Below are 14,926 nucleotides of genomic sequence, written 5' to 3' on the forward strand. Positions count from 1 at the left end.
CCATGACTGAAACCACCACCGAGCAGACCAGCGGACCGCGGCTCGGGTTCTTCACCCGACTGCTCGAGGACGCCCCGGCCGGGCAGCGCTACCGTTTCGCCCTCGAACAGATCGAAGCGGCCGAGCGTTTCGGCATGCACTCCGCATGGGTCGCCCAGCACCATTTCTCCGCCGCGGAGGGCGGACTGCCCTCCCCGCTCGTCTTCCTCTCCCACGCCGCCGCCCGCACCCGGCGGATCACACTGGGCACGGCCATCATCACACTGCCGATGGAGAACGCCGTGCGCGTGGCCGAGGACGTCGCCGTGCTCGATGTCCTGGCCGAGGGCCGCCTCGAGATCGGGCTGGGCTCGGGCGGGAACCCGAAGTCCTTCCCCGCCTTCGGCACGAGCTTCGATGAGCGCCGTGAGGTCTTCGCCGACAACCTCGCGACCCTGCGCACCCTGTTCTCAGGGGATTCGCTGCCCACCGAGCATCTGCTCTATCCCGAACCCGACGCCGCGGATGCGGGCCGTCCCGGTCTCGGGCAGCGCCTGTGGCAGGCGACCTTCTCCTCAGGCGGTGCCGGGGCCGCCGGGGCCGCCGGGGACGGGCTGATGCTCTCGCGCACCCAACCGCGCCCGCAGGGCAGACCGGAGGCGGCCCTCGACGAGGTGCAGCTGCCGGTCATCGACACCTATCTCTCCCAGCTGCCGGACGGCGCCGCGCCGCGCATCCTCGCCTCGCGTACAGCTGTGGTCGCCGATGCCGCCGATCTGCCGCGGCTGCGGGAGATCACCGAACCCGCGCTGCGGACCGAGGCCGATCGCCTCGTCGGCTACGACACCTCCTCCTTGAGCTTTGATGAGCTGCTCGTCGCCACCGACACCTACCTCGGCACGTCCGAACAGGTGATCGAACGCATGAGCGCCGACCGCGTGCTCGATCGCGTCACCGATGTCAGCTTCCAAGTGCATTCGGTGCCGGCGACGAACGAGGCCGCCCTGCGCTCGATCGAACTGCTGGCCACCGAGGTGGCTCCGGCCCTGGGTCTGGACGTCGCCGAGGAGCGTGTGCGCTGAGATGACCGATATCGTCAACGTCCTCGCCGGCATCGCGGCGAACGACTCTCTCGACGTCCTCCGCGACCACCGGCCCCAGGCCAAGGAGAACGCCCAGCTCAGCTTCGAGGCGCTCCTCGAACCCTCCGATCCGGCCGGGGTGACCTACCGCGAACGCTACGCGGTCGCCGCATTCACCGCCGGCCTCCTCGGCACCCCCGCCGCCGAGGAGTTCTACCGCGACCTGCTCCGCGACGAGGACGAATCCGCGTCGTGGGTGGTCGCCGAACTCCTCGACGAATCCATCGCGTCAGCTGACTCGGACACCGGCTTCGGCGTGGGAGTGCAGGGTCCCTACGGGATCTTCGAATCCGAGTCGCTGGCGGAGGAGAACCTGCCCGGACCGTGGTTCACCGCGACTGGGGCATCAGCGGAGACGCTGGGTGAGAAGCTCGTCGCCGGGCTCGAATTCGCCCATCTGCTCGTGCTCCACCCGCGCGATTGCGGACCCGAGCATCTGGCGCTGCTGCTCGCGGCCGGTTGGGACGAGGACGGAATCGTCACACTGGCCCAGCTCGTGTCCTTCCTCAACTTCCAGATCCGCATGAGCACGGGCCTGGCCGCCCTCGCTGCGACAGCCCCGTCGGACCCCGCGGTGCCCGAGCCGCTGGCGGCCACCACCGCGGAGCCGACCTCCGAACCCGGAGGCACCGCCTCGGCTCGGGCCGAGCGGGCGCTGGCCGAGTTCGGACACCGGGTGAGCACCTACCCGGATCTCGCCCGTCCCGAGCAGTTCCAGCAGTCCGGTCTCGGCTGGGTGCCCTGGATCGCCCCGGTCGCCGAGGCGGAGCTGACCGGGACTCAGCGCGAGGCTCTCATCGAGGCCGGCCGAGCGAAGAATCCCTACTTCCGGCTGCTCGCCCGGGACCCGGACGCACTCAGAGCCAGGACGCTGACCGATCTCGACATCTTCTTCAACACCACCGACGGCCTCGGCCGGGCCGAGCGGGAACTCGCCGCCACGGCGGCCTCGAGGCTCAACGGGTGCCTGTTCTGCGCGTCCGTCCATTCCGAACGTGCCACCGAGGAGTCCGGACGCCGGGATCTCGTGCAACGGCTGCTCGACGAGGGCATCGGGACTCGCCTCGGCGATTCGGTCTGGGACGCCGTCGTCGACGCCTCGGTCGCTCTCACCGTGACTCCGCCGGCTTTCGGATCCTCGCACCTGTCGGCGCTGCGGGAGGCGGGACTGGGCGACGGCGACATCGTCGACGTGCTCGGCAGCGCGGCGTTCTTCAACTGGGCCAACCGCCTCATGCTCTCCCTCGGCGAACCTGAGGCGCTGAACTGAGCTCCACCGAGAAACGGATCGAGCGCCTCGGCGCCAGTTGCGTGCACGTGCGTTCTGCGGGCGGATCCACTGTGAAATCCCGTGAGATTTCACAGCGGATCCGCCCGCAGGAGACGCCGCTCAGGCGACGTCCATCAGCGCCGAGCGGATGATGAAGCGGTTGCCCGTCGGGGCTTCGACGCTGAAGCCGCTCCCCCGTCCGGGTACCACGTCGATGGTCAGATGCGTGTGCTTCCAGTACTCGAACTGCTCGACCGACATCCAGAAGTCCAGTCCGGCCTTCTCGGCGTCGTCGATGGGCAGCTCGAAGTGGCCGAGCAGCACATCCGCCTCCGAGGTGAGGAAGTCGCCTTCGGGGAAGCACATCGGAGACGACCCGTCGCAGCACCCGCCGGACTGATGGAACATCAGCTGACCGTGCTTGTCGACAAGCGTGATCAGCAGGTCGAGGGCCGCTTGGGTCATCGCCACCCGTGACCTCTCTTCGCCCTCGATCCGGGGAGTCGATTCGAGGGCGGCGGTTTCGGTCGTATCGCTCATCAGAAGAATCCCTGCGCGTTCTCGGAGTAGCTGACCAGCAGGTTCTTCGTCTGCTGGTAGTGGTCGAGCATCATCTTGTGGTTCTCGCGTCCGATGCCCGAGGACTTGTACCCGCCGAAGGCCGCGTGTGCGGGGTAGGAGTGGAAGTTGTTCACCCAGACGCGACCGGCCTGGATGTCACGTCCCGCCCGGTAGGCAGTGTTGCCGTTGCGGGCCCAGACCCCGGCGCCGAGGCCGTAGAGGGTGTCGTTGGCGATGGAGATCGCATCGTCGTAGTCGGAGAACGAGGTCAGAGCGACGACTGGGCCGAAGATCTCCTCTTGGAAGAGACGCATCGAGTTCGTGCCCTTGAAGACCGTCGGCTGGATGTAGAAGCCGCCGGCGAGGTCGCCGTCGAGCTCGGCTCTGTCACCGCCGATGAGCACCTCGGCGCCCTCGTCCTTGCCGATCTGCAGGTAGGACATGATCTTCTCGTACTGGTCGTTCGAGGCCTGCGCGCCGACCTGAGTGTCGGTGTCGAGCGGATTGCCCTGTCTGACCGATCGGACACGTTCGATGCCGGCAGCGACGAAGTCGTCGAAGATCGATTCCTGAACGAGTGCGCGAGAAGGGCAGGTGCAGACCTCGCCCTGGTTGAGCGCGAACATCGCGAAGCCCTCGAGGGCCTTGTCGCGGTAGCTGTCGTCGTCGGCCATGACATCGTCGAAGAAGATGTTCGGCGATTTGCCGCCGAGCTCGAGGGTCACCGGGATGATGTTCTGCGAGGCGTACTGCATGATCAGACGCCCTGTCGTCGTCTCTCCGGTGAAAGCGACCTTGCGGATGCGCTTGTTCGAAGCCAGGGGCTTGCCGGCCTCGGCGCCGAAGCCGTTGACGATGTTGAGGACGCCGGGCGGAAGCAGGTCGCCGATGAGTTCGGCGAGCACGAGGATCGACGCCGGGGTCTGCTCGGCCGGTTTGAGCACGACGCAGTTGCCGGCGGCGAGCGCCGGAGCGAGCTTCCACGTGGCCATGAGCAGCGGGAAGTTCCAGGGGATGATCTGTCCGACGACGCCGAGCGGCTCGTGGAAATGGTAGGCCACCGTGTCGTCGTTGATCTGCGAGATGCCGCCTTCCTGCGCTCTGATCGCCGAGGCGAAGTAGCGGAAGTGGTCGACGGCCAGCGGGAGGTCCGCGGCCAGCGGTTCACGGATTCCCTTGCCGTTGTCCCAGGTCTCGGCCACAGCGAGCATCTCGAGGTTCGCCTCGATCCGGTCGGCGATCTTCAGCAGGATGTTCGCCCGCTCCGTCGTCGAGGTCTTGCCCCAGGCCGGTGCCGCCGCCCATGCGGCGTCGAGGGCGGTCTCGATATCGTCACCGGTGGAGCTGGGGACCTCGGTGAAGACCTGTCCGGTGACGGGAGTGACGTTCTCGAAGTAGTCACCGTTCTTCGGCGGCACCCACTCGCCGCCGATGTAGTTCTCGTAGCGTGATTTGAAGGTGACGAGCGAACCGTCGGTACCGGGTGCTGAGTAGACTGCCATGACACTCCTTCGTGTGAGTCCATCCGCCCCGCGGAGCGGACGTGTCCGTGTCTTCCCACCATAGGCCCGCCGAGGCGGCCGAACAATAGGCGGACGGACTCACACGTGGACGAGTGCGCCGTTGCGGGGAACCCCTCCTGCGAACCGAATGCGCACTGCCGTCGCGTGTTCGACGTCGAGACTGTCGAACGCCTGCAGGTGCAGGTGGGGTTCGATGCTGTTGCCGGAATTGCCGCAGCGTCCGACGAGGTCGCCGGCCCGGACCCGGTGTCCGACCTGCACCCGCGTGCTCCCGCGCTGCAGGTGGCAGAGTGCGACGACGGCCGATCCGGTGTCGATCATGATGTCGTTGCCGGCGAGCTCCCGCCAGCCCGCCTCGATCCGACTGCGCTGAGTCAGCGCATAGCCGAGTGAGGGCAGACCCCGATAGGCAGGGTGATCGGGTGCGGAATCGTGGACGGCAGCAACGGTGCCGTCGACAGGGGCGGTCACGGGACGGCCGAAGCCGGCGAACTTCTCCGGAGGCTCCGGGCGCAGCAGCGATACGACGCCGAATCGCGCCGACCTCAGCGATTCGTCGACCGGCACGAAGTCGATGGCGAACGAAGATGCGAACCGTGGGGTTCCATGGCTCGGAACACGATCGGCGGGACTGTTCTGCACCATCCACCGCCCGATGAAGGGGTACTCCAGGTTGAGCGCAGCTGCCTGCAACGGATCCGTCATCATCTGTCTCCGGTCTGCCGAATGGCGGCGTAGAGAGCCATATCGCGGCGCTCCCCGTCGATCATCTGAGTCGCGCGGCTCGGCAGCGATCCTGTCAGAGGCACATACGGATCGGTCGAGAGTTCACGCGCCATCGCACCATCTCGCGCTTCCACCGCTCGCAGGCGAACACGACCACGAGCAGGAGCAGTCGCGGGCCATGGCGGAAGTGCGGGGCTCGTCATATCAGCGACTTGACCCCGCGCCTCCCCCGGAACCGCCTCTTCGCGCTGCGTCACCCGATCCGTCTGCGACATGGACCCCATCCTAGGCTTCATATCCGCCTTCACCCCATTTAAAATGACCACCATGAGCGAGCCCGACAGTCCAGTGTTGCGTCTGATCCCGTACCTTGCGGCGATCACCGCGGCCATCTTCATCGCCCTGCCCCGACTCAGCGGAGACGGGGACCTGCTCGCCGGCCTCCTCTTCGCGGCCGCCGCCTATTTCGGCGTCTACTATCTGTCCAAGCTCATCATCCACGTCATCATCACGCGCATCGACGACGACGATCCTTCCTGACCCTACCTCTTCGCCTGCGCGGGCACGACGACCTTGCGGATGACGATGAGCGCCGAGGCGGCCACCGGCACCGCGACCACGGCGCCGAGCACACCGCCCAGGGTTCCGCCGGCGATGGCGGCGATGATGACGAGCGCACCGGGCACATCGACTGCGGCCTTCATGATGCGGGGGCTGAGCAGATACGCCTCGACCTGCATGTACACGAGATAGTAGATTCCGGCGGCGATGCCCAGGCCCGGGGAGACCATGAGGCACGAGGCGGTGATGATGATCGCGCCGGTGATCGGGCCGACGAGCGGGATGAGCGAGCCGAGGAACGCGACGAACGCCAACAGCGCCGGCAGCGGGGCGCCGATGATGGTGAGGAAGATCGCCGAGCACACCCCGTTGACGATGCCCAGGGACAGCTGCCCGAGGACGTAGCGCCCGATGGAGCGGGTGACCTCCTCGGTGACGGATTCGACCGTCGGCCGGGAGGAGGCCGCGACCAGTGAGAACATGGCGGATTTGATCGTCGGCATGGTCACGGCGAAGTAGATGGTGAGGATGACGACGATGATGGCGCCGGTGATGAAGCTGAGGATGCCGGCCCCGATCGTCACGACGCCTCCGCCCACCGACAGCACATTCTTCGGATCCGAGACCCAGTCTCCGAGGTTCGCGAAGATCGCGTCGACGTCGATCGCGCCGGTGAACTGCTGTTCGAGCTCCAACACCCAGCCGGTCGCCGCGAGATTCGCCACGATGTCAGGCAGATCGCCGACGAAGGTCTGGATCTGGCTGATCACGATCGGGGCGATCAGCAGCCCGGCACCGACGACGATGAGGACGAAGGCGAGGATGACGAGGATGACCGACACCGACCGCGGCACCTTGCGCTCGACGAACCACTGCACGATCGGTTCGAGACCGAGCGACAGGAACAGGGCCAATCCGATGTAGATGAGCACGGTGGCCAGCGACTGCAGAGCCATCATCACAGCGATCGCCAGTCCCACACCCAGAGTGCCGGTGAATCCGACTCTGAATGCGCTGTTGAGTGTGAGGGATCTGCCCTGACCGGTGCCCATGGGCTCAAGTGTAACCAGCGATCATGCACCGGTCGGCACTCTCACGTTAGGATCGTCGGTGAGATCCCAACCGTGAAGAAAGTGGTACGTCGAGCATGAGCCCCGATCCGAACAGCATCAATGTCTGGGAGGCCTTCCTCGACCCGCAGAACGATTTCTCACTGCCCGACTTCGCCGCCGTCACCCCGGAGACGCTGCTGACCGCGGTGCACGCGGCCGCCGATTTCGCCCGCACCGAGGTGGCCGGGATCGTCGCCGACGAGACCGACCCGACGTTCTTCAACACCACGGTTCGGTTCGAGACCGCGTCCGTGCCGATGACCCGCATCGCCTCCGTGGTCAGCGCCGTCGAGTCGAACCATCTTCGTCCCGAGCTCACCGACGCCGTCGCCGAGGTGTGGGAGACCCTGTCGGCGACCCGCACCGAGATCCTCCTCGACGTCGATCTCTTCCACCGCATCGAGCAGGTCCCCGCAGCCGACCTCAATCCGGAGGACAAGCGGCAGCAGGAGCTCACGGTGGAGCTCTTCGTCCGGTCGGGAGCCCGCCTCGGCGCGGAGGAGCGGGACCAGATGGCCACGATCGCGGCGGAACTGACGAGTCTGTCGACCTCGTTCTCCCGCGCCCTGCAGCAGGACACCCGGGAACTGGCCGTCCACCTCGGCGAGGCCGAGTCGCTGGCCGGGATGAACGAGGACCAGATCGCTGCGGCGGCGAATCGGGCGGCGGAGCGCGGTGTCGACGGCTATCTGCTGACCTTGAATAACTTCACCCAGCAGCTCGTGCTCGAGTCCCTCGACACCGCACAGACCCGCCGGCACGTGCTGAACAACTCGATGGCCCGCGGTTCTCGCGGCGGAGACGGAGACACCCGCACCCAGGTCGCCGACACGACGGCCCTGCGGGCGCTGCAGGCGAGCCTGCTCGGCTACCCCTCGTACTCCTCCTATGCCATCGACAATCAGACCGCCGGCAATCCCGATGCCGCGGCCGATATCGTCTCCTCCCTCATCAACCCCGCGAATGCTCAGCTCGATGCGGAACTGGCCAGGGTCAAGGAACGTTACGGCCTCGAGGAGGTCGCGGCCGAGGACGTCAAGCACTTTCTCGCGAAGTACCGGGCCGACGAATTCGGCATCGACCCCGATGAGGTCGCCAAGTACTTCGAGTTCGACACCGTCCTCACCGAGGGCGTCTTCCGCGCGGCCACCGGCCTCTACGGCATCACCTTCGCCCCGCGGGAGGGAGTGACCGGCTGGCACGAGGACGTCCGCGCCTATGAGGTCACCGACGTCAACGAGCGCGCCCTCGGCCTCGTCCTCATCGACCCGTACGCACGGGACACGAAGCGCGGCGGAGCGTGGATGGACCAGCTCGTGCCCGCCTCGCGCCTGACCGGGCTGCTGCCGGTCGTGACGCTCTCGCTCAACCTCTCCAAGCCGGGGCCGGGGAGGCCCACCCTGCTCAATCCGACCGAGCTGACCACGGTCTTCCACGAATTCGGCCACGTCCTGCACGGTCTGTTCGCGAACTCGACGTATCCGTCGACGGCCGGCACCGCCGTGCCGCGCGACTATGTGGAGTTCCCGTCCCAGCTCAATGAGATGTGGCGGTTCCACCCGCAGGTCCTCCCCCATTTCGCCAAACACGTCGACACGGGTGAGCCGATGCCGGCGGAGCTCGTCGACGCACTCATCGCCAGCGAGAGGTTCGGGCAGGGCTTCGACACGATCGAATACCTCGCCGCGGCCATGCTCGATCTGTCGTGGCATTCGCTCGAAGCCGGAGAGCACATCACCGATGTGCTGTCCTTCGAGTCCGAGGTGCTCGCCGCCGCCGGGTTCTCTCCGCTCGTCCCGCCGCGGTACCGCACCACCTACTTCGGGCACATCTTCGCCTCCGGGTATGCAGCCGGATACTACTCCTACCTCTACTCCGAGGTCATCGCCGCATGGGTGAGCGAATGGTTCGAAGCCCAGGGCGGACTCAACCGCGAGGCCGGCACCGCCTTCCGCGAGGCCATCCTCGCCCCGGGACACTCGATCGATCCGATGTCGGCGATCGAGCGCTTCTTCGGCACCCGTCCCGACGTCGCTCCACTGCTGCGCCGACGCGGACTGGCCGAGCCCGTCAAGGAGCCCGTCCCGGACCCCTCCCCCGACGATCCCGAGATCGATGATCCGCTCGACGACGAGTCCGACGCACCGGCCGCAGACGTCCCCAAGCAGCACCGCAACCATGCGAAGGTCGAGGCCGAGCTGCGGGAGCACGGGATCGAACCGCAGATCCGGCTCTTCGGTGATGCGACGCCGACGGCGGCCTCCGCGGCGGAGAAGCTCGGAATCGAGGTCGGCGCCATCGCCAACAGCCTGATCTTCTCCTCCGACGGCGCCGCCGTGCTCATCATGACCTCGGGAGCCCACCGTGTGGACACCGACCATGTCGCCGCTCAGCTCGGCATCGCCTCCCTCGACCGCGCCGACAAGGACCTCGTCCGCGAGGCCACCGGCCAGGTCATCGGCGGCGTCGCCCCCTGCGGCCATCCCGAGCCGATACCCACCTACGTCGATGTCGCGCTGCGCGAGCACCCGGTGCTCTGGGCGGCGGCCGGCACCCCGAACTCGATGATGCCGCTGACCTACGAGCAGCTGCTGACGATCACGCACGGGAGGGAGATCACCGTTGCCGACGCCCACGCCTGAGAGCGAGTCTGGACAGCCGGGTCGCAGCAGCGACTCGGCGACCTCCCCGACCGCGACGAGACTCGCCGCCTTCGCATCTTCGCGAGGCCGCTACTACGCCGTCTTCCTCGCCGTGTTCTGCGCGGTGCTCATCATCTCGAACATCTCGGCCACGAAGGTCATCGGCTTCGGCCCCATCGTCACCGACGGCGGAGCCTTCCTCTTCCCCATCGCCTACATCCTCGGCGACGTCATCAGCGAGGTCTACGGCTTCAGAGCCGCCCGCAAGGCCGTGATCACCGGTTTCGGCCTGCAGATTCTGGCCACCTTCGTGTTCTGGCTCGTCCTCATCTCCCCGCCCGGGCCGGGGTATGAGAATCAGGACGCCTTCGCCGCCGTCCTCGGCTTCTATCCGCGCATCGTCGCGGCCTCGCTGGTCGGCTACTTCGTCGGGCAGCTGCTCAACTCGTGGGTGCTCGTGGCCGTGAAGCGGCGGATGGGCGAATCGAAGCTGTGGGTGCGGCTGCTCACCTCGACCGGCGTCGGCGAATTCGTCGACACCCTGCTGTTCTGCGTCATCGCCTTCGCCGGGGTCATCCCCGGTCTCGACTTCCTCAACTACATCATCGTCGGCTTCGTCTACAAGGTCGCCGTCGAGATCGTCCTCATGCCGGTGACCTACCGGGTCATCACGCTCGTCAAGCGCCACGAACCCAGTTACGAGCTCGTCGAGGGCTCCTGACCGCGCCGCTTCGCGTAGTAGCGGCCGAGCACCTCGGCTTCGAGTTCGCTGAATCGGCCGTCGATCATCGCCTGGCGGATCTCTGCGACGAGGCTGACGACGAAGTGCTCATTGTGGATCGTGCACAGGGTGGAGAAGAGCATCTCCTTGGCCTTGTAGAGATGCCGCAGGTAGGCGCGCGAATAGTTCCGGCAGGTGTAGCAGCTGCAGTCGGGATCGAGCGGGCCGAAGTCACGGCGGTACTTCGCTCCCGTGAGGTTGTAGCGGCCGTCGCGGGTGTAGATCGCGGCGTTGCGGGCCACGCGAGAGGGTGAGACGCAGTCGAAGGTGTCAGCGCCGGTCCGGATCGCCTCGAACAGGTCATCGGGTTCGGAGATGCCCAGCAGGTGCCGCGGCTTGTCCTCCGGCAGCTCCTCGCACACCCAGCGGATGATGGTGCCGAGGTTCTCCTTCTCCAGAGCCCCGCCGATGCCGAAGCCGTCGAAGTCCATGCTTCCCAGGTCTCGGGCGGCCTTGCGCCGCAGGTCCTCGTACTGCGCGCCCTGGAGCACTCCGAACAGCGCCTGATAGGGCCGGTGGGAGCGGGCCTCGGTGAGGCGGAAGTGCTCCTCGATGCAGCGGATCGCCCACAGCCGGGTGCGCTCGAGCGATTCCTCCTGGTAGCCGCGGGTGTTGATCAGGGTCGTCAGCTCGTCGAAAGCGAACATGATGTCCGCACCGATCTCGTGCTGGACGCGCATCGAGATCTCCGGCGTGAAGCGGTGCATCGCTCCGTCGAGATGGGATTTGAAGGTCACCCCGTCGTCGTCGACGTTCGACAGCCGCTCCTTGCCCACGGCCACCAGCTCGTCGCTGCGCTGGCCCGTCGCCTCCATCGAGATGACCTTCTTGAACCCCGAGCCCAGGCTCATGACCTGGAAGCCACCGGAATCGGTGAATGTCGGACCGGGCCAGTTCATGAACCTCCCCAGCCCGCCGGCCTCGTCGATGAGGTCCGAGCCGGGCTGCAGATAGAGGTGGTAGGCGTTGGCGAGCACCGCCTGACCGCCGAGTTCGGCGACCTCGTCGGGGCGCACCGCCTTGACCGTGGCCTTGGTGCCCACGGGAATGAACGCCGGGGTCTCGATCCGGCCGTGCGGGGTGCGGATGACGCCGGTGCGACCGCCGCTGTCCAGACGAGCACCCACCTCGAAGCCGAACTGCGATCGGTCGTTGACGGGCACGGTCTCGGATGCTGCCGGGGATTCGTTTGAGCTCACCGGACAAGCTTAACTAAGAGCATGGATTTCACCCAGATGCTCACCGCCGCCGAGGCCGACGCCCCGATCGTCATCGACGGCGGCCTGGGCACCGCGCTCGAGGAGCGCGGCGTCGACCTCGACCACGCCCTGTGGTCGGCCGATCTGCTGCGCCGCCGCCCCGAGGCCATCGCCGAGGTGCATGCCGCCTTCGCCGCCGCGGGTGCCCGGATCCTCACGACCGCCAGCTACCAGGCCACCCCGGTCGGCTTCGCCCGCGCCGCTGTCCCGGTCGCGGAGGGACGGGACCTCATCGCCGCCGGCGTGGAGGTCGCACGGACCGCCGCCGAGGCGGTGGCCGGCTCCACGGGTGCGGCCCGCGCGCTCGTCGCCGGCTCCGTCGGCCCCTTCGGGGCGGCGCTGGGAGGCGGCGAGGAGTACACCGGCGACTACCGGCTCACCGCCGCCGAATATGCTGACTTCCACCACGGACGCATCGCAGCCTTGGCTGCTGCGGGAGTCGATCTGCTCGCGATCGAGACCCAGCCGCGGCTCGACGAGATCCGCATCCTCGTGCAGCTGGCGGAGGAGGTCGGTCTGCCCGCCTGGCTGAGCGTGACCCTCGGAGATGCCGGCGGCCTGCCCGACGGCTCCGGCCTCGCGGACCTCGCCGAGGAAGCGTCGGCCTCGGCGGCGGTGGCCGCGGTCGGGGTCAACTGCGTGCCTCCCTCGGCCGTGGCCCCGGCCCTGCGGGCCCTGTCGGCCCACACCGACCTGCCGCTCATCGCCTACCCGAATTCGGGCGAGCGCTATGCGGCGGAGTCGATGCAGTGGCTGCCTAAGACCGCGGAGTCCGGTTCCGACTCCTGGCCGGTCGACGAGTGGACCCGCCTCGGCGCCCGGCTGATCGGGGGATGCTGCCGGACGACTCCGGCCGACATCTCGGTGCTCAGCCGAGCATCTTCCCCGGGTTGAGCAGTCCGAGGGGATCCACGGACTCCTTGATCCGGGTCTGGAGCAGTCGAGCGCCCTCGTCGAGCTCGCGGACCAGCCAGTCACGCTTGAGATAACCCACGCCGTGCTCGCCGGTGATCGTGCCGCCGAGTTCGAGTCCCAGGGCCATGATCTCGGCGAACGCCGCCTTGGCCGCGGCGATGCTCTCCTCGTCGGAGGCGTCGAAGAGCACGCTGGGGTGCATGTTGCCGTCCCCGGCGTGGCCTGCCGTGGCCACCTCGACGTCGTATCTCGCGTCGATCTCGGACAGCCGGGCGAAGAACTCGCCGAGGCGGGACCGGGGAATGCACACATCGTCGATGAGCTCTCCCCCGCCGTGGGCGCCCACATACCGCTCCATCGCCGGGGACACCGCCCGCCGGGCGGCGACGAACATCTCGGAGTCGGCCGGGTCGTCGGAGAAGAAGACCTCGGCGGCTCCCTGCGCCTCGGCGATCGTCTGGAACGCCTCGAGCTCGGCCACGGCCGTGGGGCCGGCGGCATCGGACTGCACGAGCAGCAGCGCCCCGGCCCCGTCGGGAAGGCCGAAGTCGCCGTAGTCGTTGATCATCGCCACCGTCGCCCCGTCCATGAGCTCGAGCATCGACGGTGCGGCGCCGGAGGCCATGAATGCCGAGACCGTGTGCCCGGCCGATTCCATATCGGGGAATACGGCGACGCCGGTCAGGGGCGGTGTCAGAAGGGGTCTGAGAGCCAGGGTGATCTCGACGATGACGCCCAGCGTGCCCTCGGAGCCGACGAACAGGGCGGCCAGGTCCAGGCCCGCTACGCCCTTGGCCGTCTGCCGGCCGAGCTTCGTCACGGTCCCGTCGGCGAGCACCACGGTCAGGGCCCGCACATAGTCCTTCGTCACCCCGTACTTCACGCAGCACATGCCGCCGGCGTTCGTGGCGACATTGCCGCCGATCGTCGAGATCGCCACCGAGCCGGGATCCGGCGGATAGGACAGTCCGCGTTCGGCCAGGACGTTCTTCAGGTCCTGGTTGATGACACCGGGTTGGACCCGGCAAGTCTGCTCGACCTCGTCGATGTCGAGGACGGAGTCCATCTTCGCCACGTTGATCAGCAGCGCTCCGTCGACGGCGTTCGCGGCTCCGGACAGACCGGTGCGGGCACCCTGGGTGACCACGGGGATCCGGTGCTCGGTGGCGAACCGCATCACCGCCACCACATCGTCGACAGCGGCGGCCCGGACCAGCCCCAGAGCCGTCCCGGTGGGGCAGAACAGCGCCTTGTCGGAGGAATGGGCTCCGACGACGTCGGCATCGGTGACCAGGGCCCCCGGGCTCAGGCGGGCGGCCAGCTCCTCGAGTCTGAGGTCCGCACTCACAGCTCGGCTGCGACCTTGAGCACGCGGTCGAGCGCCTCGTCGGGGCCGATGCTCACCCGCACTCCGCCCTGGAGCCGGCGGACGGCCACGGCGACCTCCGCGCACGCACCTTCGAAGGCCACTGCCGCCTCTGCATCGAGGGCGACCCACACGTAGTTGCCCTGCGCATCGGGGACGGTGAATCCGAGGTCCCGAAGGTCCTGGGCGAAGCGGTCGCGCACGGCGGCGATCTCCTTGGCTCGCACGGCCACCTCGTCGACCTTGGCCAGGGACTCGACGGCTGCGGCCTGGGCGGCGGCGGTGACGCTGAAGGGGGCGATGACCTGACGTAGGGCGCCGGCGATCTCCGCATCGGCGATCCCGAAGCCCACGCGCAGCCCGGCGAGCCCGTGCGCCTTCGAGAACGTGCGGGCGAGGACGAGGTTCGGGTGCCGGCGGAAGGCGGCCACCCCGTCCGCGGCCTCGGCATCGGTGGCGAACTCCATATACGCTTCGTCGAGGACGACGATGACCTCGGGCGGGACCTCGGCCATGAAGCCGTCGAGCTCTGCAGCGGTGATCGTCGGCCCCGTCGGGTTGTTCGGTGAGCACAGCAGCACGAGTCGAGTCGTGTCGTCGATGGCCGCCGACAGTCCCTGGAAGTCGTGGCGGCCGTTGTCCAACAGCGCGACCGGGCGCTTCTCGGCGCCGCGGGCGGAGGCGAGGATCGGATACATCTCGAACGACGGCCACGGGTAGACCACGGAGGTGCCGGCCTCGAGGGTGATGTTCGTCAGCGCCGACAGCACCTCGGAGGCACCGGCGCCGGGGACCACCTCGGCGGCGTCGACATCGAGGTGGGCGGCGATGTCGGCTACGAGCCGGCCCGCGGACGGATCCGGGTAGTTGCCCGGCACCGCCGAGGCGGCCGTGAGGGCTTCGACGACGCTCGGCAGCGGCGGCAGATGGTGCTCGTTCGATGACAGTTTGTACGGGGTCAGCCCCGGCGCGCTGACAGGAGGTTTGCCCGGAACATAGGGCGGGAACTGCGCTAGGGCGTCACGAAGCAGAAAGCGTTTCGACATGTGCCCATAGTTGCACACCTTGTGGCCGCGGACACAGGCTGTC

General features: G+C 67.8%; 14 protein-coding genes. 6 read left to right on the top strand and 8 right to left on the bottom strand.

The genetic code is table 11. The features are described from left to right. The first annotated feature begins 2 nt into the window (after positions 1-2). Positions 3-1,061 carry a putative FMN-dependent luciferase-like monooxygenase gene (locus tag IHE57_RS10530; protein ID WP_209372974.1) on the top strand — a complete coding sequence of 353 codons (1,059 nt, stop codon included), beginning with the start codon at positions 3-5 and terminating at the stop codon, positions 1,059-1,061. A gap of 1 nt (position 1,062) precedes the next feature. Next, positions 1,063-2,391: an alkylhydroperoxidase domain protein gene (locus tag IHE57_RS10535; RefSeq protein ID WP_209372976.1), complete on the top strand. Its 1,329-nt coding sequence runs from the start codon at positions 1,063-1,065 to the stop codon at positions 2,389-2,391. Between the two features lie 120 nt (positions 2,392-2,511). On the opposite strand, the gene IHE57_RS10540 is transcribed toward IHE57_RS10535, so the two are convergent. From IHE57_RS10540 to IHE57_RS16580, 4 genes are all read right to left on the bottom strand, one after another. After that, complete coding sequence (locus IHE57_RS10540; protein ID WP_209325568.1) at positions 2,512-2,931, bottom strand: DUF779 domain-containing protein; 420 nt, start codon at positions 2,929-2,931, stop codon at positions 2,512-2,514. Continuing rightward, positions 2,931-4,454: an acetaldehyde dehydrogenase ExaC gene (gene exaC / locus IHE57_RS10545; protein WP_209325569.1), complete on the bottom strand. Its 1,524-nt coding sequence runs from the start codon at positions 4,452-4,454 to the stop codon at positions 2,931-2,933. Before exaC ends, IHE57_RS10540 begins: the two co-directional genes overlap by 1 nt. Before the next feature lie 99 nt (positions 4,455-4,553). Further along, positions 4,554-5,180 carry a M23 family metallopeptidase gene (locus tag IHE57_RS10550; protein ID WP_209372978.1) on the bottom strand — a complete coding sequence of 209 codons (627 nt, stop codon included), beginning with the start codon at positions 5,178-5,180 and terminating at the stop codon, positions 4,554-4,556. Beyond that, on the bottom strand, positions 5,180-5,314 hold the full coding sequence (locus IHE57_RS16580; RefSeq protein ID WP_281389152.1) for a hypothetical protein: 135 nt from the start codon (positions 5,312-5,314) through the stop codon (positions 5,180-5,182). The genes IHE57_RS10550 and IHE57_RS16580 overlap by 1 nt, the downstream gene beginning before the upstream one ends. 214 nt (positions 5,315-5,528) lie before the next feature. Between IHE57_RS16580 and IHE57_RS10555 the strand changes: the two genes are divergently transcribed. Next, positions 5,529-5,741 carry a hypothetical protein gene (locus tag IHE57_RS10555; RefSeq protein ID WP_209325571.1) on the top strand — a complete coding sequence of 71 codons (213 nt, stop codon included), beginning with the start codon at positions 5,529-5,531 and terminating at the stop codon, positions 5,739-5,741. 2 nt (positions 5,742-5,743) lie between these two features. Here the strand turns inward: IHE57_RS10555 and IHE57_RS10560 are convergent, their stop codons facing one another. Continuing rightward, entirely contained in the window at positions 5,744-6,814 is a 1,071-nt protein-coding gene (locus tag IHE57_RS10560; RefSeq protein ID WP_209325572.1) for an AI-2E family transporter, read from the bottom strand. 95 nt (positions 6,815-6,909) lie between these two features. Between IHE57_RS10560 and IHE57_RS10565 the strand changes: the two genes are divergently transcribed. Together IHE57_RS10565 and IHE57_RS10570 are read left to right on the top strand one after the other, a co-directional pair. Further along, on the top strand, positions 6,910-9,516 hold the full coding sequence (locus IHE57_RS10565; protein WP_209372980.1) for a M3 family metallopeptidase: 2,607 nt from the start codon (positions 6,910-6,912) through the stop codon (positions 9,514-9,516). Further along, positions 9,497-10,237: a queuosine precursor transporter gene (locus IHE57_RS10570; RefSeq protein ID WP_209325574.1), complete on the top strand. Its 741-nt coding sequence runs from the start codon at positions 9,497-9,499 to the stop codon at positions 10,235-10,237. The genes IHE57_RS10565 and IHE57_RS10570 overlap by 20 nt, the downstream gene beginning before the upstream one ends. On the opposite strand, the gene tgt is transcribed toward IHE57_RS10570, so the two are convergent. Beyond that, complete coding sequence (tgt, locus tag IHE57_RS10575; protein ID WP_209325575.1) at positions 10,213-11,496, bottom strand: tRNA guanosine(34) transglycosylase Tgt; 1,284 nt, start codon at positions 11,494-11,496, stop codon at positions 10,213-10,215. The two genes, IHE57_RS10570 and tgt, sit on opposite strands and share 25 nt — an antisense overlap. 21 nt (positions 11,497-11,517) lie before the next feature. On the opposite strand from tgt, the gene mmuM reads away from it, so the two are divergent. Then, positions 11,518-12,450, top strand: a complete 933-nt coding sequence (mmuM, locus tag IHE57_RS10580; protein ID WP_209372982.1) for a homocysteine S-methyltransferase — start codon at positions 11,518-11,520, stop codon at positions 12,448-12,450. On the opposite strand, the gene IHE57_RS10585 is transcribed toward mmuM, so the two are convergent. Together IHE57_RS10585 and IHE57_RS10590 are read right to left on the bottom strand one after the other, a co-directional pair. Continuing rightward, on the bottom strand, positions 12,425-13,819 hold the full coding sequence (locus tag IHE57_RS10585; protein WP_209325577.1) for an FAD-binding oxidoreductase: 1,395 nt from the start codon (positions 13,817-13,819) through the stop codon (positions 12,425-12,427). The genes mmuM and IHE57_RS10585 overlap by 26 nt on opposite strands. Then, positions 13,816-14,883, bottom strand: a complete 1,068-nt coding sequence (locus tag IHE57_RS10590; RefSeq protein WP_209325578.1) for an aminotransferase class I/II-fold pyridoxal phosphate-dependent enzyme — start codon at positions 14,881-14,883, stop codon at positions 13,816-13,818. Before IHE57_RS10590 ends, IHE57_RS10585 begins: the two co-directional genes overlap by 4 nt. Positions 14,884-14,926 lie beyond the last annotated feature (43 nt).

This window comes from Brevibacterium renqingii, assembly GCF_017808105.1.
GTDB lineage: Bacteria > Actinomycetota > Actinomycetes > Actinomycetales > Brevibacteriaceae > Brevibacterium > Brevibacterium renqingii.

Excerpts from the sequence above, each read along its gene's own strand:
- IHE57_RS10535 (WP_209372976.1), top strand. The coding sequence starts at position 1,063 with ATGACCGATATCGTCAACGTCCTCGCCGGCATCGCGGCGAACGACTCT.
- IHE57_RS10550 (WP_209372978.1), bottom strand. The coding sequence starts at position 5,180 with ATGACGGATCCGTTGCAGGCAGCTGCGCTCAACCTGGAGTACCCCTTC.
- IHE57_RS10530 (WP_209372974.1), top strand. The coding sequence starts at position 3 with ATGACTGAAACCACCACCGAGCAGACCAGCGGACCGCGGCTCGGGTTC.
- IHE57_RS10540 (WP_209325568.1), bottom strand. The coding sequence starts at position 2,931 with ATGAGCGATACGACCGAAACCGCCGCCCTCGAATCGACTCCCCGGATC.
- IHE57_RS10565 (WP_209372980.1), top strand. The coding sequence starts at position 6,910 with ATGAGCCCCGATCCGAACAGCATCAATGTCTGGGAGGCCTTCCTCGAC.
- IHE57_RS10560 (WP_209325572.1), bottom strand. The coding sequence starts at position 6,814 with ATGGGCACCGGTCAGGGCAGATCCCTCACACTCAACAGCGCATTCAGA.
- IHE57_RS10555 (WP_209325571.1), top strand. The coding sequence starts at position 5,529 with ATGAGCGAGCCCGACAGTCCAGTGTTGCGTCTGATCCCGTACCTTGCG.
- mmuM (WP_209372982.1), top strand. The coding sequence starts at position 11,518 with ATGGATTTCACCCAGATGCTCACCGCCGCCGAGGCCGACGCCCCGATC.
- IHE57_RS16580 (WP_281389152.1), bottom strand. The coding sequence starts at position 5,314 with ATGGCGCGTGAACTCTCGACCGATCCGTATGTGCCTCTGACAGGATCG.
- IHE57_RS10590 (WP_209325578.1), bottom strand. The coding sequence starts at position 14,883 with ATGTCGAAACGCTTTCTGCTTCGTGACGCCCTAGCGCAGTTCCCGCCC.
- exaC (WP_209325569.1), bottom strand. The coding sequence starts at position 4,454 with ATGGCAGTCTACTCAGCACCCGGTACCGACGGTTCGCTCGTCACCTTC.